At 61.1% G+C, this 17,804-nt stretch carries 20 protein-coding genes; 18 read left to right on the forward strand and 2 right to left on the reverse strand.

What is annotated here, in order from left to right:
- Positions 1 to 59 precede the first annotated feature (59 nt).
- From LA521A_RS09320 to LA521A_RS09375, 12 genes are all read left to right on the forward strand, one after another.
- Positions 60 to 515, forward strand: a complete 456-nt coding sequence (locus tag LA521A_RS09320; protein WP_281778637.1) for a hypothetical protein — start codon at positions 60 to 62, stop codon at positions 513 to 515.
- Between the two features lie 162 nt (positions 516 to 677).
- The gene (locus LA521A_RS09325) at positions 678 to 1,028 is read left to right on the forward strand and encodes a hypothetical protein (RefSeq protein ID WP_281778638.1); all 351 of its coding nucleotides are present in this window, start codon (positions 678 to 680) and stop codon (positions 1,026 to 1,028) included.
- Positions 1,025 to 1,282, forward strand: a complete 258-nt coding sequence (locus LA521A_RS09330; RefSeq protein WP_281778639.1) for a DUF5985 family protein — start codon at positions 1,025 to 1,027, stop codon at positions 1,280 to 1,282. Before LA521A_RS09325 ends, LA521A_RS09330 begins: the two co-directional genes overlap by 4 nt.
- Positions 1,283 to 1,288: 6 nt before the next feature.
- Entirely contained in the window at positions 1,289 to 1,549 is a 261-nt protein-coding gene (locus LA521A_RS09335; RefSeq protein ID WP_281782067.1) for a DUF5985 family protein, read from the forward strand.
- Between the two features lie 223 nt (positions 1,550 to 1,772).
- Positions 1,773 to 3,026: a putative Na+/H+ antiporter gene (locus tag LA521A_RS09340; RefSeq protein ID WP_281778640.1), complete on the forward strand. Its 1,254-nt coding sequence runs from the start codon at positions 1,773 to 1,775 to the stop codon at positions 3,024 to 3,026.
- Positions 3,027 to 3,314: 288 nt separating this feature from the next.
- Positions 3,315 to 3,677: a hypothetical protein gene (locus tag LA521A_RS09345; protein ID WP_281778641.1), complete on the forward strand. Its 363-nt coding sequence runs from the start codon at positions 3,315 to 3,317 to the stop codon at positions 3,675 to 3,677.
- A gap of 219 nt (positions 3,678 to 3,896) precedes the next feature.
- On the forward strand, positions 3,897 to 4,340 hold the full coding sequence (locus LA521A_RS09350; protein WP_281778642.1) for a BLUF domain-containing protein: 444 nt from the start codon (positions 3,897 to 3,899) through the stop codon (positions 4,338 to 4,340).
- A gap of 290 nt (positions 4,341 to 4,630) precedes the next feature.
- Complete coding sequence (locus LA521A_RS09355; protein ID WP_484503023.1) at positions 4,631 to 5,044, forward strand: GFA family protein; 414 nt, start codon at positions 4,631 to 4,633, stop codon at positions 5,042 to 5,044.
- Positions 5,045 to 5,914: 870 nt separating this feature from the next.
- The gene (locus tag LA521A_RS09360; protein WP_281778644.1) at positions 5,915 to 8,296 is read left to right on the forward strand and encodes an arylsulfatase; all 2,382 of its coding nucleotides are present in this window, start codon (positions 5,915 to 5,917) and stop codon (positions 8,294 to 8,296) included.
- A 44-nt stretch (positions 8,297 to 8,340) separates the two neighbouring features.
- Positions 8,341 to 9,093 (forward strand): hypothetical protein, encoded by a 753-nt coding sequence (locus LA521A_RS09365; RefSeq protein WP_281778645.1) that lies wholly within the window; start codon positions 8,341 to 8,343, stop codon positions 9,091 to 9,093.
- A gap of 15 nt (positions 9,094 to 9,108) precedes the next feature.
- The gene (locus LA521A_RS09370; protein WP_158982971.1) at positions 9,109 to 9,459 is read left to right on the forward strand and encodes a hypothetical protein; all 351 of its coding nucleotides are present in this window, start codon (positions 9,109 to 9,111) and stop codon (positions 9,457 to 9,459) included.
- Between the two features lie 245 nt (positions 9,460 to 9,704).
- The gene (locus LA521A_RS09375; RefSeq protein ID WP_281778646.1) at positions 9,705 to 9,875 is read left to right on the forward strand and encodes a hypothetical protein; all 171 of its coding nucleotides are present in this window, start codon (positions 9,705 to 9,707) and stop codon (positions 9,873 to 9,875) included.
- 50 nt (positions 9,876 to 9,925) lie between these two features.
- On the opposite strand, the gene LA521A_RS09380 is transcribed toward LA521A_RS09375, so the two are convergent.
- Positions 9,926 to 10,255 carry a hypothetical protein gene (locus tag LA521A_RS09380; RefSeq protein WP_281778647.1) on the reverse strand — a complete coding sequence of 110 codons (330 nt, stop codon included), beginning with the start codon at positions 10,253 to 10,255 and terminating at the stop codon, positions 9,926 to 9,928.
- A gap of 882 nt (positions 10,256 to 11,137) precedes the next feature.
- On the opposite strand from LA521A_RS09380, the gene LA521A_RS09385 reads away from it, so the two are divergent.
- The 4 genes from LA521A_RS09385 (at position 11,138) to LA521A_RS09400 (ending at position 14,095) form a co-directional block, all read left to right on the forward strand.
- Positions 11,138 to 11,479 (forward strand): response regulator, encoded by a 342-nt coding sequence (locus tag LA521A_RS09385; protein ID WP_281778648.1) that lies wholly within the window; start codon positions 11,138 to 11,140, stop codon positions 11,477 to 11,479.
- A 653-nt stretch (positions 11,480 to 12,132) separates the two neighbouring features.
- Positions 12,133 to 12,573, forward strand: a complete 441-nt coding sequence (locus tag LA521A_RS09390; RefSeq protein ID WP_281778649.1) for a fasciclin domain-containing protein — start codon at positions 12,133 to 12,135, stop codon at positions 12,571 to 12,573.
- 397 nt (positions 12,574 to 12,970) lie between these two features.
- Positions 12,971 to 13,435, forward strand: coding sequence for a hypothetical protein (locus LA521A_RS09395; protein ID WP_281778650.1), 465 nt, complete (start codon positions 12,971 to 12,973; stop codon positions 13,433 to 13,435).
- Positions 13,436 to 13,585: 150 nt separating this feature from the next.
- On the forward strand, positions 13,586 to 14,095 hold the full coding sequence (locus LA521A_RS09400) for a hypothetical protein (RefSeq protein ID WP_281778651.1): 510 nt from the start codon (positions 13,586 to 13,588) through the stop codon (positions 14,093 to 14,095).
- A gap of 212 nt (positions 14,096 to 14,307) precedes the next feature.
- Here LA521A_RS09400 and LA521A_RS09405 read toward each other — a convergent pair whose 3' ends face one another.
- Positions 14,308 to 15,840 carry a DUF1254 domain-containing protein gene (locus LA521A_RS09405; RefSeq protein ID WP_281778652.1) on the reverse strand — a complete coding sequence of 511 codons (1,533 nt, stop codon included), beginning with the start codon at positions 15,838 to 15,840 and terminating at the stop codon, positions 14,308 to 14,310.
- 694 nt (positions 15,841 to 16,534) lie between these two features.
- On the opposite strand from LA521A_RS09405, the gene LA521A_RS09410 reads away from it, so the two are divergent.
- Both LA521A_RS09410 and LA521A_RS09415 read left to right on the forward strand, forming a co-directional pair.
- On the forward strand, positions 16,535 to 16,969 hold the full coding sequence (locus LA521A_RS09410; protein ID WP_281778653.1) for an EamA family transporter: 435 nt from the start codon (positions 16,535 to 16,537) through the stop codon (positions 16,967 to 16,969).
- A gap of 33 nt (positions 16,970 to 17,002) precedes the next feature.
- Positions 17,003 to 17,707, forward strand: a complete 705-nt coding sequence (locus LA521A_RS09415) for a response regulator transcription factor (protein ID WP_281778654.1) — start codon at positions 17,003 to 17,005, stop codon at positions 17,705 to 17,707.
- The last annotated feature ends 97 nt before the right edge of the window (positions 17,708 to 17,804 follow it).

Consider the following 17,804-nt stretch of genomic DNA (forward strand, 5'->3'; position numbering starts at 1 on the left):
TTTCGATTCTGCTACTGCCCAGGAATCCCTTTACACCTTCTCGCGGCTACGACCTGCAAGTGCAAGGCAACTTCCATTCCTCGGCTTTCGGAAGTGATGTGTCTTTCCAGAGTTACAGGGCGCGCAGCTACGGGTACTGGCCGCTAGGGGAGCACCTCATCCTGGGCGGACGAGCCGACTTGCGTCTTGTGAGTGGCGAAGTCCCCTTTTACCGCCTCTCGTACATTGACCTGCGCGGCATCCCATCAGCTCGCTACCAGGACGATAACGCCGGTGTGTTGGAGTTGGAGTTGCGTTGGAACTTCACGCGTCGATGGGCGGTAGTCGGATTCGCGGGCGTGGGAAAGGCCTGGTGCGATCGCGCCAGCTTCAGCGACGCATCTTCGGCGGCGAGCAAGAGGCTTGGGGCGCGCTACTTCATCGCTCGGACGTTGGGTATGTATGTCGGCGCGGACTACGCCTGGGGACCACAGGACGAAACCGTTATCGTCCAGGTGGGCGGTGCGTGGCACTGAAGAGCGTTTGCTCTGTGCGGGATCGCACCCATGCTCCTTCGCTGACGCGCCCCTGCTCAAGCGCGTCGCTTGCCTCAGTTCGGCGCTGAACGATTACGACTTGCAGGCGGCCGCTTACGCAATCACCATACAACGATGCCTATCGCGGACCTTACACCCGACATGCGCCGTTTCGTTGTCGCGCGCATACGCTCGGTGCCAATGCTTGAGGCGCTGTTACTAGTGCGTTCGTCCGCTGAAGAGTGGCGCGTACCCAAACTCGTCGCGCGGCTATATCTGCCCGAGGCGCGCGTCATGACGCTTATCGAGGAGCTATGCAGTGAAGGGCTTGCATCGTTCGATGACGGCATGGTGCGCTACGCTCCGTCATCACGAGATGTCGATGAAATGGTTTCGAGAATCGCCGCGATCTACAGTCGTCACGTCGTGGCAGTGACGGAGCTCATTCATTCCGCACTTGAGCGACAGGCCCAAGATTTCGCTGACGCGTTTCGTCTTCGGAGGGACAAATGACTTCGCTGGTTTATGGGCTTTGTGCCGGAGCTGCCCTCGCATGCGCCTGGCTGCTTGCGCTAGGGGCGCGCCGCTCGCGTTCGCGCATGTTGGTCTGGAGCGCAGTCTGCTTTGCCCTTCTGGCCGCTGCAAACATTGTGCTTGTGCTCGACTTCTTGGTGTTTCCTGGAATCGCGCTATGGCCAGTGCGTACCGGACTATCACTGCTGGCGGTCGGCAGCCTTATCTACGGTCTGGTCATGGAGGAACGCTAAGTGCAGATGTTCATGCTAGGCATGATTTCAATGGGATCCGCCGTTGTCGCACTTCTCTTCTTGCGCTTCTGGCGGATCAGCCATGAACGTCTCTTCTTGTGGTTCGCAGCGGCCTTCCTGCTCGAGGCGATGAATCGTGCCGTGTTCGCTTGGCAGGGTGCCGGGGATGAAGCTGCGCTGCCCTATCTGCTTGCTCGTATTTTATTTTTCCTCTTAATCATTGGCGGCGTTGCAGACAAGAACTTGGGAAAACCTGCGCCGCGCTAGGCTAGCCGCTGCGGCCAATGGGCCACATTTCCTGCGGCGCACGTCGCAGCTCGCTCATGAGCAAAGTTGCTTTGCCGCGTCTGGTCCTAGCCGCGCATACCGCGTGTGCAGCGGTTCCGCTTGGTTTTGCCCTCACATGTGCTGCTAGACTGGCCACGGGTGCCCGGTAGGGCAGGATCAGCGTCGGTCGGGCCGCCACGCAGGACCGCAATCGAGTGGATCCATGCAGCCGACCCCTTTCGACCTGATCGCATCCGGCGTTTTCGCGCTCGCCGTCCTCCACACCTTCGCCGCGAAGCAACTCGAGCGGCTCGCATGGCGTTCACCGCGGCACTCGGGCATCCTGCATCTGTTGAGCGAAGTGGAAGTCGTCTTCGGCTTCTGGGCCATCATGCTCATGGCGGTCCTGGCCATGTTCCAAGGCCAGAACCACGTCGTTGCGTACGTGGAGTCGCGCAACTACACCGAGCCGCTATTTGTTTTCGCCATCATGGTGGTCGCGGCGTCACGTCCCGTGGTGAGCACGGTGGCGAACACGGTGAACACGCTCTCGCGCTGGTTGCCGTTGCGCATGTCCTTGGCGCAGGCATGGCTCGGCCTGGCCGCGGTACCGCTGCTTGGTTCGCTAATCACCGAACCGGCCGCCATGACCATCGCTGCGTTGCTACTGTCGCCGATTGCTTTCCGTCGCGAAATTCCTGAAGCGCCTAAGTACCTTGCCATTGGCGTGCTGTTCGTGAACATCTCCATTGGTGGGACGCTGAGCTCGTACGCTGCCCCGCCGATCCTCATGGTCGCCGAGACGTGGGGGTGGACGACGCCCTTCATGCTCGCGACGTTCGGCTGGAAGGCGGGGCTGGCCGTCGTAGTCAATGCCACGATCGCGGTGGCCGTGCTCCGCCGCCATCTTCCGCGCGTCGCACTGCAGGAGCGCGTCGTCGATCCTGTGCCGCTTCCGATTGTGCTAGTGCATTTCGCCCTGCTAGGCGGCATCGTGGCGTTCGCGCACCATCCGGTCATCTTCATCGGTCTCCTACTGATGTTCCTCGGGATCGCGCATGCCTACGAGCGCTACCAGGATCCCCTGATCCTGCGCGAGGCGCTGCTGGTCGGTTTCTTCCTCGCAGGGCTCGTCGTTCTCGGCGGACTGCAACGGTGGTGGCTCCAGCCCGTGATTGGCTCGCTTGATGATCTTCAGCTATTCCTCGGCGCACTGTCGCTTACGGCCATCACCGACAACGCCGCCCTGACTTACCTAGGCTCGCTGTCAGGACAGATAAGCGACGACGCGAAATATTGGCTGGTCGCGGGCGCCGTCGCGGGCGGCGGCCTCACGATCATCGCTAATGCCCCGAATCCCGCGGGGGCTTCGTTGTTGGAGAAGGGGTTCTCCGACGAAACCATCAGTGCGGGCGGTCTGCTCGCCGGCGCCTTGGTGCCGACTGCGATCGCCGCTGCGGCGTTCGCAGCGTTGTAATGAGTGCGGATCCGCTTCGAGCCCATACCGGACGTTCGGGCAGGACGGACGCGCCGACCGCTGGTAGTGTCCACTTCTAACCTCAGCCGACCGTTGAGGGGTGACGTCTACTCCTGGCCGACAGCGGACACGGCAGGGCGGGGTAGGGTATGAGATTAGGCCTGTTTATCGGGGGTAGGGAAGGGCGAACTTGTGGCTCAAACTGATGGAATGCGCCGGCAGTGCTAATGTCCGCTTTCGACCCAAAGCGGACATCCGCCACGAGGCGACAACACGGAATGTTTGCTCATGGATATCGGGCTTCCCTCGCTCCTGTCGATCGCTCTTCTCATGTTGGCCATTGCGACGACCTCATGGATCTGGTTCTGGCGGCGCCATGCGAATCCGGCGCGCAGGATCGGTGCGTGCGTCGGCGGCTTCGGCTGTCTTCTGTTCGCTGCCTTTCCCGGGCTTTGGGTTCTGGAAGCGATGGGCACCGGGTATCTCCCATGCATCTGGCGCAGGCGTCCGGTCGATGCTTTCAGTGCTGCCGACACACCGGCTGCATTCTGGGGAAGCGTGATCCTGCTCTCGTCGGTTGCAGCCCTGTTTCTGGGCGGTTTCATGCATGGAGTCTCAAGGATGCTGGTCCGGAGAGACAGCCACGGATAACGTCCGCTTCTGGCCGATAGGGGACATTCCCCCCCGGCTTCACAGACCGCCCCAATGTCCGCCATCGACGATCATCGGACAACTGCGGTGGCCCCGCCTCGCAATTCGCACCTAGGGCACGGGGAGGCGGAGATCTTGTGAACTACCGACTGCCAATCTAGGCTGAGACCCTGAGCCAGTCTCGTGCCCAGGGTAGCCCCCCTGTCCGGATGACCTTCCTTGAGCGACGCATTGCACGCGATTGCCTATATCAGTGCCGCGACCCGGGAGTTGCAGTCCGTCGAGATCGATGGTCTGTTGCTCGATGCCCGTGGGTTCAACGCAATGTCCGGGGTCACTGGGGTGCTGTTGTTCAACGGTACCGAGTTTTTTCAGTATTTCGAAGGCCTAAGCGTCAGCGTGAATGCGGTATATGAGCGGATCAGACAGGCACGTAGCCACGCCGACATAAGAGAGCTCTTGAATGCACCGATTGCTATTCGGCAGTTCGAAAGCTGGCACATGGGATTCTGCAGACCGCCGATCACTGCCCTGCAGGAACTAGCCCAGGCGAGGTGGCAGGAATCGCTACCAGTTACCCGGACATCCTTCCAGCGAGCCGACGGTGTTGCACTGCTGGTGCACTACTGGAGCAAGTGGAGAGCGGCGGCTCCCTTCCCTTAGGCATACTCGTGTGACTGTTACTGAATGACTGTCGGTGGACTACATGAGCTCCGAACCAAAGGGAACTGATCCAATGGCAAGATCTTCGTGGCCTTCTTGCTGTTCTGCATCGCTGCGATGAGTGCCGCTGCCTTCGGGGCCGGGCTGGCAACCGGAGGAATCGGTGGACCAGCACGCGGGAGCATCTGATCCGCCTATCGGAGCCCCGCTCGTATCTGTTTCCAGGCTGCGCTTTATCTCGCGATGTGCGGTGTGCGTGAGTTTGAAATCCAGCCATCGGAGGTAGACGAGTGATAACCGGACGCTGTCTATGCGGTGCAGCCGGCTACGAGTCGCGGGGTCCCGGATTGTTCTCCATCGTGTGCTATTGCCGCGACTGTCAACGCGCATCCGGCAGCGGAGGCGTCCCGGTGCTGGGTGTGCAGCGCGCGTCATTTACCGGCATCGGACCGATCAAGCAGGTGCGAACGATGGGCGGCAGCGGGCATTCAGCCGTTCGCAACATCTGCATCGAGTGCGGGAGCCTACTTTTTGGCACGCCGGAGTCCGCTCCGGACTTGGTGACGATCTATGCGGGAACTCTCGACGACTCCGCGGCGTTCGTGCCGGAGGCGGCGCTATTCGTGAGCCAGCGCCCGCCCTGGGCAGCACTGGAACTGTCACTAGTGGAGCATCAGCGGATGCCACCGCCCCCTGACGAGTAAGTCCACTGTTGACCCATGGCGGTCGTTGAGGCGGGCAGGTCGGTCAGAGCTAACGTCCGCTATCGACCCAAAGCGGACATTGGGACGTAGACCATGGGGCTCAGCATGTCAGTCAGGCGGGATCAGCTTCGAGTCGGAGCAATTGTCATGGCCGCACTGCTATCGGGATGCTCTGCCTTCATTCCTGAGCATCTGTGGTCGATTGATCCGGACCTGTACGTGACGTCAATGAAGCCCGCGAGTGGCAGTCGCGTAGCCTACGGAACTCCGATCAAAGTCAAGCTCAAGTACCGCATCGACCCATTTCGGGAAGGCCAGCGGTATTACGTCCTGTTGTGTGGTCAGGACACTCCGCGGTGGGAATCGACGTGTGGCACGAGCCACGAACACGTGTTCGAGGTAGTGAAACCACGCGGCACCGTGAGTATCTCGTTTCCATTTTCCGAGTCCACTCGATGGGCTGTACTCGTCGCGCGGCAACCCAAGGTGGTCCAGTGCGCGCTGAATGATGCGTGGTGCACGAGTCCGAGTACGCTCGGTGCGGCCGATCTCTATCTCATCCCACTCGCCCGGTAAATGAGGTCGACGCCACGCAGAGGGCGTAGCGTGACCCCGAGCCCCAATGTCCCCTCTTGGCCGATAGCGGGCATCTGGCCACTTGGACAGCTCAAGTGCGTTTTTCAGCAGCCGTCGGTGGGACTGACGAGCCTTTTCACTGACTGTTCACGCCGAGTTGATAAGGCTGACCGCCGCTTGAACGCGGTCGTAAGCGCCGGTACCGAGCGTTCCGCGGTCCGGGTTCAAAAGCTTGGCGGCAGCGCCCATGAGACCTGCGCAGAGCCCCCGCTCTGCGTGCCGACGGAGGTTCGAATGCCCGCCAGTCGCAGCCGATTTAAGGTCCGCCACCTCGCTCTCGCCCTGGGCTCGCTGCTTTTCGCAGCGCCAGCATTCGCGCAGGAGTCGCTGCCTTTCCCGCGAAAGCCGTCCGGGAGCAAGGCGGGGCCGACAATCGCACAATCCAGCTACAGCCCACTCCCGGCGAAACCGCATTTGCCGGCCAACGCGCCGAACATCGTGGTGATCATGCTCGACGACGTCGGGCCGGCGTTGCCCGGCACCTTCGGCGGCGTCATCAATACTCCGACGCTGAGCCGGCTGGCCAAGCAGGGCGTGAGCTACAACCGTTTCCACAACGCAGCGATGTGCTCGCCCACGCGCGCATCGTTGTTGACCGGGCGCAATCACCATCGCGTTGGCAACGGGCAGATCGCCGAACTGGCCAACGACTGGGACGGCTACACGGGCCGAATTCCGCGCACGTCGGCCACCGCCGCGAAAGTGTTGGGCTACTACGGCTACTCCACGGCGGCCTTCGGCAAATGGCACAACACGCCGGCGAACGAAACCACAGCCATCGGACCATACACCGACTGGCCCGCGGGCGAGGGCATCGGTTTCGACTACTTCTACGGGTTCCTCGCCGGCGAATCGTCGCAGTGGGAGCCGGCAATCGTGGAGAACACGGTGCGCATCGATCCCTCGCACGGCAAGGAGGGTTACCACTTCACCGTCGACATGACCGACAAGGCCGTGGCTTGGATGAAGCAGGTGCACGCGCTCACGCCGGACCGTCCATTCTTCATGTACTGGGCGCCCGGCGCCGCGCACGGGCCGCATCACATCTTCAACGACTGGGCCGACCGGTATAAGGGCAAGTTCGACGGTGGCTGGGACCAGATGCGGGAAGACGTGTTCGCGCGACAGAAGAAGCTGGGATGGATCCCGAAGAACACCGAATTGACGCCGCGACCCGACACACTCGTCGCGTGGTCCGACATTCCCGATGACGAGAAGCCGTTCCAGCGCCGCCTGATGGAAGTGTTCGCCGGCTACACCGAGCACGCCGACGCGCAGGCCGGGCGCATCATCGATGCACTCGACCAGATGGGCATCCGCGACAACACGCTCGTCTTCTATGTGTGGGGCGACAACGGATCCAGCGCGGAGGGCCAGAACGGCACCATCAGCGAGCTGCTGGCGCAGAACGGCATCGCTACGGAAATCAAGGATCACATCCGCACGATGAACGAGCTCGGCGGAATGGACGTGCTGGGATCGCCGAAGGCCGACAACATGTATCACGCCGGTTGGGCGTGGGCCGGTTCGACTCCGCACCGTTCGACCAAACTTGTCGCCGCGCATTTTGGTGGCACGCGGACTCCGCTGGTCGTTTCCTGGCCGGGAACGATCAAGCCTGACAAGACCCCGCGCTCGCAATTCCACCACGTCAACGACATCGTGCCGACGATCTACGACGTGCTCGACATCACGCCGCCGAAGCTCGTCGACGGAGTCTCGCAGGACCCGCTTGACGGCGTGAGCATGGCCTACACCTTCGATTCGGCGAAGGCACCCGGTCGAAAGAAGGGCCAGTACTTCGAGATCATGGGCAGTCGCGCATACTACGAGGACGAGTGGATCGCCTCCGTGTTCGGTCCGCGTACGCCGTGGAAGGCGGGCGTGGATCCGGCAATCTTCAAATGGTCGCCCGACCAGGATGCGTGGGAGCTGCACGATCTGCGCACGGATTACTCGCAGGCAAAGGACGTCGCATCGCAGCATCCCGACAAGGTGGCCTCGCTCAAGGCGTCGTTCGACGCGCAGGCACAAGCGAATAAGGTCTGGCCCGTCGGTGGCGGCCTTTGGTCGGTCGTGTTCCATCCCGAAGACGCGCCGTCGAACCCGGCCACCGAGTTCAGCTATACGCAGGAAGTGGTCGCCGTACCCGAGTTCACCGCACCAAAGGTGGGCGCACGCAGCAACCTGGTCACCATCGAAACAGAACTGAAGCCGGATTCGCAAGGCGTGCTGTACGCACTGGGCGCGTTCTCGGGAGGGGTCGCGCTGTGGGTCGACCAGGGCAAGCTGAACTACGAGTACAACCTGTTCGAAGTCGAACGCACCAACCTGGCTTCGTCGGCGCCGCTTCCGTCCGGCAAGGTCAGGATCGAGGTCGAAACGCGCAAGGCGGATGACAAGCACGCCGGCCCGCTCGATGTGGAAGTAAGAGTGAATGGCAAGGCCGTGGCGCAGGGCCGTGTGCCGCGCTCGGCGCCGCTGACGTTCACGGCCAACGATGCGTTCGACGTGGGCCGCGACAGCTATTCGCCGGTATCGCTGGCGTACTTCGACCGGAAACCCTTCGCCTATAACGGCGCGATCGACCGGCTCGACGTGAAGTACCTCAAGTAGCATCGTCCGATGTACCTGAGAATCGCCACGAAGAGGAGATGGCTATGATCGCGATGAAGCGTTATACGCGGGTCATGCCGGTTGCAGTCGCGCTGCTCATCTCGTGCGGCACCGCAGCTGCCCAGGATCGCTGGGACTGGATCGTGGCCCCCTACGTATGGGCGGTCGATATCAGCACGGACCTCGAGACCCCGCCGCCGGCCTCGGCGGTGGTTTCGCGGCGACTGAGCTTCGGCGATGTCGTGGACAAGCTCGACGGCGCGTTCCAGATGCATGCCGAGGGACAGGGCGAGCACTTCGGACTATTCGCCGACTTCACCTATCTGGGCTTGTCGCAGGACGCCACGCGGCGCATTTTCCAGGCCGATTCCGACTTGGACACGCGCCTTTTCGAGGCGGCTGCCGTGTGGAGCCCGGGCGGGCAACGCTTCACGGGAACCGAGGTCTTCGCCGGGCTTCGTTACCTCGATCTTGACATCGCCAGCACGATCACGCCGACCGGGCCCCTCGGCGTTCCGCAGTTTCGCGTGGAACTGGACGAGTCGTTCAACGACTTCATGTTCGGCGCGCGCTACACATGGGCCTTTGGCGGGCGCTGGGGCTTGACGCTGCGCGCTGACGGATCCTGGGGCGACACGGATGGCACGTGGAACACGAGCATCGTCGCGAACTACAGAATGAAATCTGGCGCGTGGTACTTCGGCTACCGCTACCTCGACGTAGACGCGCAGGCGCGAAGCGTCTCCACGGATCTGGTGATCAAGGGGCCGGCAATCGGATATGGATTCGCGTTCTGACGCGGAGCATTGGATGTGACGTTATGGAACGCTGACTGGTTGCGCCGCATGCGGGATGTGCTTTTCGAGCGCGACGTCTCACGCACGATCTTCGAGCACACGCGCAATTTGGTCGTCGCCACGTTGGTCCTGGCCGCGGGGCTGGAAGCGATAGAGCACGACCCTCGCGACATCGGGCCGCTGGCCTTCCGATCGACCGGCTATGTCGTTGCTGTGTTGGGCACGGGGTTGGTGCTACTGAACCTCGCCGATGGCATACACCGCCTCTCGAAGTCAGGTCTGCCGCGTTTGTGGCAGACGCTGCTTATCGCCGCCTATGTAGTGCTCTTCTGGCGGGTGACGCATCTCATCCTGCTTTTCAGGTAAGCACCGGGGCTGGCGGCGCGTGGGGGGTCCGCTTATGGCCGTTAGCGGACATTGGGCAGGAACCGCGTCGGCGGTGCTAATGTCCGCTACCGACCCGAAGCCGTCATTGTCTGGTTCAGTCCGCGACCGCCCCACTGCCGTTGACTAGCGGGCGGCCTTCCCAAGGACGGCGTAGTCTGGAATAGCGTTCCGTGAATTGACCGCGACCGCGAAATTCGTGTCGAGCTCGCAGAGAAGCGCAAGGAATGCCTTCGGCGGCACAGGTGACGATATCCTCGCGGCACGAGATCAAAGTCATGGCGCGGATGTTCTTCGAGGGAATCGCCAGCACTGTCACAGGCGCGGATGGTGCATATGCGCAGGCCGTCGAAGAAGCGAAACAAGAGATTGACCGCCAGGCCGATCCATCCCGGTGAGCCCACCAAGCCTTCTCCTCGAGCGCGCGGCGAGTCAGCACGTCCGCAGATCACCGGCCGTGGAACGCCAATGCCGTGAGCGCCGTCATACCTGCTGCGACCGTCAACCAGTAGGTCGCAAGCAGCAAACTGCGATAACGACCGCAGTAGTGCGCCCCGTCCAGATCGAGGCTTTCGAGGTAGTCGCGGTTGGACAGGTACATCATCGTGCTGCGCGCGCTTAGTAGGGTTCTGTCCTGCCACATAAGCGGTTGCGCAGCATGCAGCCACTGCTGAGGATATCGGTTCTTTAAACGATGCAGGAACATTGTCCACACTGCGGTCTCCGCTGCTATTGTGACTGCGAAAGACACGCACGCGATTGTGGTGATCCATTTCATGAGCGATCGATTGAGGAGCAGAACACTATGAGTTCCTGCGTAGATGGCTTGAATGCCGGCAATGAGTATGGTCTCAGTGGCCGCGCGAAGATCCGACGTTGTTCGCCGCTTCCACGGCAGGGCTGCGGACCGGACTACCGTAAGATCACGACCTGTCGCGATGGCGAGTTTTAGTGCTTAAGGGCAAATGCATCAGCTTCTCTTGTCCAGGATTGCGCTCCCGACGCGAGTGAGAAGGCTTCTGTCACTGGGCGAAAGGAATGCCAGAACGACATTGGCGAAGCTCAGTGAGCTTCGCCAATGACTCCAGTGGACTCGAATCGTGGGCTTGGTCAGGTTCAATTGACCTTATAGCTCTGACGCGCTGTGCTCTGAGTGATTCGGTCAGGAGTTTGCGTTCTACAGCAACGAGAGTGTGACCTCTTCCCCGTTAGCAGGCGGTTACGAAGTTGGGTTCGGATTGGACTCAACCTCTCAACCATGGTTGGCGACGCTTACGCTTCAGGGTTCGAACAGGAACGCTCCCACGCGGATCGAATCTGAGTGCGAACGTCCACCCAGGACAGGCCGGTGCTCAGTGCGTAGGAGGGCCACAATTCGATCGTCGAGGCCTCCGCCATTTCCCAGTCCGAGCCGTATAGATCGTGTGCACCTTCCCCGATCGCCTGGAGCAGGGTCTTATACGCGCACGCCTGATGTGAAACCTTGGCAATCAATCTCGCACTCCAGCTATGACTAAGGCATCACAACTTATACGCCAGCCCAGTGTCAGGGCGCGTGAGTATGAGTGGCTCACACGCAGGTCACTACCCGGTAGGCACGATCTTTCCCTGCGGAGGGGCATAGTCCTGCTCGGCTGTGTATCGAGCAGGAGTCATGGTCATGCAGGTCCTCGTTGTAGAAGACTCACTGCCATTGGCCGAGGCCATGGCAGAAGCATTGACACATGACGGCCACGCCGTCTGGTACACCGGACATGCGAGGCGTGCCCTACAGTGGGTGTGCGAAGGCCACTTCGATTGTGCCACTCTCGATTTCAGGCTCGGGCACGAGGACACCGCAGAAATTGCGGACCTCCTGACGAAGCGAAGCGTTCCCTTCTTCTTTTCCACCGGCTCCGACCGGACGGAACTCCCAGCCCGATTTGGATGTCATCTGATCCTGAAAAAGCCGTTCACGGTTGAGGCACTACTTGCTCTGGTCAACAAAGTGGGGGCACATTAGCCTGACCTGGCCCGGCAACGCCTGGCACTCCCGATGTTGATGGCTGATGTGGACGCAGATCAGGGACACCCACTGGCGCACCAGGCACACAGCCACGCCGCGAGCCTTAAGCAGAAAGGCATTTATCGCCTCAACATAGCTGTAGTCGTTGGGCGACAGGTCAGGAAAGATTGCAAATGCTCGAGCTGAGAACGCAACGCTCAACAGAGTTCAAGCATCTTCCGGTGACCTTCCCCCTCGGACTGCGCAGTTCGATGTCGGATTTCGCTCACAATGCGCACGAAAAGTCTGTCCAGGCAGGCTTGAAGGCGCGTCCGAGGTCGCGGTGCAAGTTGAATGCAGTACCTTCGATCCGTTCGCAGCCGTTTGCGCATCTATCCGTGAATGCTGCATGCGAACGGCGCCCGGAAGGCGGCGCACGATGTCTTATGAACGCAATCGCGATCGTCCAGCTTCGCATCACGAACAAGTAACACTCGTTAGCGCACTCTCCACTGGCACTACGGCGCAATGTCGTAACGGCCACTCAGCCGCGCAGTACTACCCACTCCCCACCCGCACTGAGTCCTATAGCCCCTGCCGACGGCAGGAGCCTGGCTTCGGCCACCCTCGATTCCGTGCACTTCGGATCCACATAAAAGGCAATCGTCTAAATGAGCACCATGACCAACAACAACACCAAGAACCTCGTCGACACGGCTGCGGCCAACGGGTCCTTCAAGACCTTCGGCAAGGCCATCGAACGCGCTGGGATGAGCGAAACCCTCCGTGGCGACGGCCCGTTCACGGTCTTCGCACCGACCGATGCAGCATTCGAAAAGCTTCCGTCCGGCAAGCTGGACAATCTCTTCAAACCCGAGAACAAGGAAGAACTCGTCTCGCTGTTGAATTACCACGTGGTCAGCGGTCGCAAGTCAGTGGCAGATGTCGGCAAGTGGGAGGCTGCCAGGACGGTGAACGGCCAGTCCGCCCCGATCACGCTGGCCAACGACAAGGTCAGCATCGACGGCGCTCAGGTCACCTCTGCCGACATCGCCTCCAGCAACGGGGTCATTCACGGCATCGACAAGGTCAACATTCCAACCAAGCAGTAACTTCGTCGGACTGAGCGTTAGAACGGCGGGCTTGCCCGCCGTTCTTCGTTTGGACGACTCGGCGCCCGCCCCACGCCTTGCCCGCTGTTGGATATTTGAGACACGCGCAGCTGGGACTATGGCTAGGGTTGGCGCTAGGACTGTCCATTTGGCCGAACGATTTAGATCATCCGCTGCTCGCCGACGATGGGGCTGATATCTGACCGTCCGCTTCTGGCCGAAAACGGACGCCCCGTCCATGGGCTGGGCGTGTTGCCTGCGTTTCCGGCCCGTGCGAGCATCCCCCCGGCCAGGGCGGGGTCCTGGTCTGCAGCTTCACTAGGGGAAAACACGGATGCGATCTCTTGCGATGGGCGTTGCGCCACTTTGTCAGGCCTTAGTCGTCGGAACGGCACTCATGTTGTCCGGCTGCGGCAACTACAACTACAAACAGCCGTCCGTCACAGAGCCAAATGCAATGCTGAGCATCGCGTCCGACCAGAGCGGATTAATGAGCGCGCAGATGTTCAGCTCATTCGATGACGCGGAATGCACGGCGCCTGGATACGTGATGGCCGCGTTCAACTTCAGCAAGGAGAACAGTCGGACGTTGCTGGTTCAGCCAGGTAAACCACTGCACGTGCTCGCGACCTTTCAACGCACGTCGGGCGCTCGCGTGGCGGGGGAGTTGATCGAAGTGGGTTCGAGGTATTGCAACAATCTGATCGCCTTCACCCCGGAACTGGGGCACGTCTACTCGTTGAGGCAAACAGCATCCGAATCGAAGTGCCAGGTCGAACTCGTCGATCTCCGCTCAGGCTTGCCTCCGACCACATTCGAGGCCCTTGAAGTTCGGGGAAACTGCACGCGGGGCATCTACTGATCTTTGAAAGCCTGCCAAGGTGCTGGCTCGGTCGCCGACAATGGACTAATGTCCGCTTCCGACCCAATGCGGACATGCCGCAGCCGGCCCGCGCCTCAAGGAAAGAGTTATGGATCGTGATCCGAACGAGTCTCGCGAGGTGGGAGCAACATGCATCTGATCGCGAGCCTGACCCCGGCGAAACATGCAATCAGGGGCGTTCTGTCCGCAGGCGCACTGTTGTTGGGGGGAATGACGGCCTGCTCATCCGGCGACCATACGCTTTTCCGCGCGCCTCTCGGTAACCGGCCGGTCGTGAGGGGAAGTTTCGAGGTGCGCGAACACGCGTTCTATTCGGTGGCCATCGAAGCAGTTCTTGCTAAAGCGAATCCAGCTACGAAGCAGCGCGCCTTTGCTTTTCTGAGATATCACGAATCGCCCGGCCATGCGTCTGTGTCGCTAAGGAGGGTCGAAGGCGACTCGCCTGGAGAATGGATCAGGCTTACGGCAGTGAACTCGCGGCCATCCTCGTGGAATTCGGCGACCATCACCACAGAACTCGAACGGATTGATCTTGATCGTGGGCGATACGAACTGGAGGTGTCGGTCTCGGGCAAGACCTACGTCGATGAAAGCTTCACCAGCTACCTCATAGTCGAGCGCGCCTACGTCGGAAAGTAGGGAGACCGCAGTGAGGCTTCAAGTGACTGGGGAGCGACGACTGAGAGGGCGGTCAGTCGATCGTGTGAGAGTGGGCGGCCGCCAAACTGCGGCTTGGAAGGCGGCTGGGGGGAACTGACTAATGTCCGCTTCTGGCCGACAGCGGACATTCGAGGAGAGCGGGGGCGCTGTCAGTGCTAATGTCCGCTTTCGACCCAAAGCGGACGCTCGAATCAGCGCACCCGGGTTACTGCAGGGGGCGTCCAACGGCCTTCAGTGATTGCAGCCTCCGGCCAGTACGCACGGATATAGAGCGAGAACTCATCCGCCGGTGCCGGCAACCAGTTGCTCTCCAGGTCGGGACCGGGCGAGGCGTGCTGGACATACAGCGTCAACGAACCGTCCTCACCAAGTTTGAGGTCCTTGTTCTTGGTGCCCACGCCGAAGCGGTTGAGCGAGTTGGGCTCGAACAGGTGGTGCTTGTTGTATAGCGTCAGCGACCAGAACCCCTTCACCGGCGGCGTCTGACCCTTCGGGAACGTTACGGTGTAGGCGCTCCCACTCGCCCCGTTGAGCCGCGTGCCGCTGGCATCCACGTCGGTATAGATATAGCGGGTTTCATTAGGCGCATTGTCGTAGATGTTGGACTTCGCCGATGCCGTGCGCGAGAGGTAGTCGAAGCCCCACCGCGCGCCGTTGGGCGGAGACGTCCAGCCATTGCCGACCGGCCGGCCATTGTTGCGGAACTCGAACAGTGGCGCGATCACGTCCTTTTCGGTCGCCACGGCAATCCGGGTCAACTGTTCCTTGATCTTCGGGTCTTTCGCCGCTGCGTCGAGCAATGACTGTGCGGTCGCGTATAGGGCTTCCTCGCCCGGTAGCGGCGGAACGCCCTTCATGACGGCGGGCAGTTCGTCGAAGAACTTCTCAGGCAGGACGAACTTCATTTCGCCCGGGCCTTCGACCTTTGGCGCGGGGAAGACCGGGGTTTTCGACCAGTCCTTTACCTTCATCTTTCCATCGAACTGATCCAGCGGGTACAGCACCACTTGGTTGACCAAAGGACGCACGATCGCGCGGTCCTCGGGAGTGTCGTCCATGAAGATGCGCGGCAGCACTGCGACCAGATCGGTCGATGAGCGGCATGTGGCAGTGATCCCCTTGGGTACATCGCCCTTCCACTTCGGTCCGACCAAAAGATAGAAACCGGGCTTGCTGCCGTACTGCTGGCCGATCGAGCAGAACGATTCGGTGCGCGAATCGGCCATCTGATAGACGAAGAAGCGTTTTCCGAAATCCGGCACCTGGATGACGACCGGCTGCGTGTCGAGGTGCTGATAGCCGGCCCCGTAGACGGTGTCCTGATTGGGACACGTTACGAACTTCTGGTCGGCCTGGATGTAGTCGGTCAGCATGCTGATGGAGCCCGGTGGCGCCACTGGCAACACGCCGCCGTTGCGGCCGGGCTCGGGCAGATCCGCAAGCGCCATGGCGCGGTTGTAGTGGTTTACCAACGGCCAGCCCCACACGTAGATCATCCGGCCCATGGTTTCGATATAGCCCGGCGTCATCACCGTGCCCGATGGGGTGCCGGCAATGCCGGCCGCGGAGTTGGGCGCAGGCACCTGCGTCGTCGCGACCGTTTCGGCGGGCGCGACCGTCGTGGGCGAGGCGGCTGTCGAGGGCGGCGTGTCCGTCCGCTGGCAACTGGTGAGGAGCACGGCGCTGGACGCAAATGCAGCGACGGCGATATGCAGCGAACGCATGGCCTTCCCCTCGTAACGGTCAACTGACATGGAGCGACGAATCCGATGGCAGGGTATGTCAGGCCACCGGCGGTATCGACCTGATGCCCTCGCGAGGGTGACCGCGGTGTGAAGTCCGCTTCTGGCCGATAGCGGACGTTCGGCCGGGACGGCCGGCGACCGGGCTGCTAATGTCCGCTTTCGACCCGAAGCGGACGCCGCGGATGCTGCCAATGGATACAAGGATGACGGTCGCCCAGAAGTTCACGAGTGGGTATCTGCCTTACACGGCGACCATGTTGGCGGTACTTGCTGTGCTCGCGATGCTCGCGACGGGGCCAGCAGCCATTGCGGCACTCCTGGCCGTCCTATTGTGGGGCGCTGGATTCTGCCTATGTCAGCTCGTGATATTGGCCTTGCCCGCCCGGCAGGACGATCGGGCCCGTTTCCACACAGACTGCACGGTCCTCACGCTCGGCAGCTTTCTCGTAGCGCCGCTCCTCATGGAAGGGTTCGCGAAGCTAGTCATCATGAGCAGGTAGGCGCGATGTCCGCTCCTGGCCGAAAGCGGACATGGGGCGGGACGGCCGGCGGCAGGGCTGCGAATGTCCGCTTCCGACCCAACGCGGTCATTGCGTCAACGCAATGGAGCGCGAAGTGCGGAACCGTACACGTGGCGATGTACTCTTCGGTCGATCTCTGAAGGAGGCGTGCCGTGCCACCTTGGTCAAGTTGGGTACCCTGGGCGCTATTGTCCGCTTGCTTTGCTGCACTGACGGCAGTCCTAGCAAAACTAGGGGTTCGGGACGTGGACTCCAACCTAGCTACGGCAATTCGCACGATCATCGTAGTTCTTCTGCTGGTGCCCGCCGTCGTGGCCACAGGTCAATGGTCCAATCCGTTCTCATTGCCGCCACGCACACTTGCATTCCTCGCACTGTCCGCTGCGGCTACGGGCGCGTCATGGCTGTGCTACTTCCGCGCCTTGCAACTCGCCGACGTGACCAAGGTCGCGCTCGTGGATAAAACCAGTGTGGTACTCGTGATCTTGTTCGCATTCGTACTTCTCGGCGAGCGCCCATCGGGAAGGGACTGGACTGCGATTGCACTAGTGCTTGTGGGGATTGGAATGCTGGTGCTCAAGAGATGAGCGCTTCGCCTCGCACACATACGGATGAACTCTATGCGCGTGCTTGTCATTGAAGACAACCTAAGTGTTGTCACAAATCTGTTCGAGTACTTCGAAGCGCGTGGCTACACCATGGATGCGGCACCGGATGGCGTTACGGGCCTGCACTTGGCCACAAACCAAGAGTTCGACGTTGTTCTGTTGGACTGGATGCTGCCTCGTATGGATGGCCCTGAGGTGCTTGGCCGCCTCCGAGAGGTGGGGCGCGATACGCCTGTGATAATGCTGACCGCCAAAGACGAGCTGCCCGACAAGATCGCCGGCTTTCGAGCAGGGGCCGACGATTACGTGACTAAGCCGTTTCAGCTGCCAGAGCTTGAGGTCCGCATTGAGGCGCTGGTCGCGCGGGCGAAGGGTCGCGGCAGATTGACTCTCTTACGGGTGGCGGACCTAACGTACGACGTAAGTAAGCTTGAAGCTGAGCGCGGGGGGCGCATCCTCGCGCTGTATCCGGCTTCGCGAAAGCTGCTGGAGGTTCTCATGCGTGCCAGTCCCGCAACTGTTCCCCGTGAACGTCTTGAACACGCGGTATGGGGCGATGAGCCGCCCGATGGCAATATGCTGCGCTCCCACATCTACGACCTGCGGCAAAGCGTTGATGGTCCGTTTCCGACGAAGCTGATTCAAACAGTTTCGCGTGTCGGCTACCGAATCGCAGAGCCGCATTCGGAGGATTTAGAACGCGGCCTGGAGAACTGACCGTATCGGCTTTGTGGGACATCACTGGCTTGGCGCCTAACGTCTGCTTGTGGCCGATAGCGGGCGTTCCGCCGGCCCGAGACCGTCATGGCGGTGC

Origin of the sequence: Lysobacter auxotrophicus (assembly GCF_027924565.1) — a bacterium.
In the GTDB taxonomy this organism is placed as follows: Bacteria; Pseudomonadota; Gammaproteobacteria; order Xanthomonadales; family Xanthomonadaceae; genus Lysobacter_J; species Lysobacter_J auxotrophicus.

Bases quoted from the DNA above. Each gene is read 5' to 3' on its own strand.
- LA521A_RS09325 (WP_281778638.1), top strand. From the start codon at position 678: ATGCGCCGTTTCGTTGTCGCGCGCATACGCTCGGTGCCAATGCTTGAG.
- LA521A_RS09330 (WP_281778639.1), top strand. From the start codon at position 1,025: ATGACTTCGCTGGTTTATGGGCTTTGTGCCGGAGCTGCCCTCGCATGC.
- LA521A_RS09335 (WP_281782067.1), top strand. From the start codon at position 1,289: ATGTTCATGCTAGGCATGATTTCAATGGGATCCGCCGTTGTCGCACTT.
- LA521A_RS09340 (WP_281778640.1), top strand. From the start codon at position 1,773: ATGCAGCCGACCCCTTTCGACCTGATCGCATCCGGCGTTTTCGCGCTC.
- LA521A_RS09345 (WP_281778641.1), top strand. From the start codon at position 3,315: ATGGATATCGGGCTTCCCTCGCTCCTGTCGATCGCTCTTCTCATGTTG.
- LA521A_RS09360 (WP_281778644.1), top strand. From the start codon at position 5,915: ATGCCCGCCAGTCGCAGCCGATTTAAGGTCCGCCACCTCGCTCTCGCC.
- LA521A_RS09365 (WP_281778645.1), top strand. From the start codon at position 8,341: ATGATCGCGATGAAGCGTTATACGCGGGTCATGCCGGTTGCAGTCGCG.
- LA521A_RS09375 (WP_281778646.1), top strand. From the start codon at position 9,705: ATGCCTTCGGCGGCACAGGTGACGATATCCTCGCGGCACGAGATCAAA.
- LA521A_RS09380 (WP_281778647.1), bottom strand. From the start codon at position 10,255: ATGAAATGGATCACCACAATCGCGTGCGTGTCTTTCGCAGTCACAATA.
- LA521A_RS09385 (WP_281778648.1), top strand. From the start codon at position 11,138: ATGCAGGTCCTCGTTGTAGAAGACTCACTGCCATTGGCCGAGGCCATG.
- LA521A_RS09390 (WP_281778649.1), top strand. From the start codon at position 12,133: ATGAGCACCATGACCAACAACAACACCAAGAACCTCGTCGACACGGCT.
- LA521A_RS09395 (WP_281778650.1), top strand. From the start codon at position 12,971: ATGTTGTCCGGCTGCGGCAACTACAACTACAAACAGCCGTCCGTCACA.
- LA521A_RS09400 (WP_281778651.1), top strand. From the start codon at position 13,586: ATGCATCTGATCGCGAGCCTGACCCCGGCGAAACATGCAATCAGGGGC.
- LA521A_RS09405 (WP_281778652.1), bottom strand. From the start codon at position 15,840: ATGCGTTCGCTGCATATCGCCGTCGCTGCATTTGCGTCCAGCGCCGTG.
- LA521A_RS09415 (WP_281778654.1), top strand. From the start codon at position 17,003: ATGCGCGTGCTTGTCATTGAAGACAACCTAAGTGTTGTCACAAATCTG.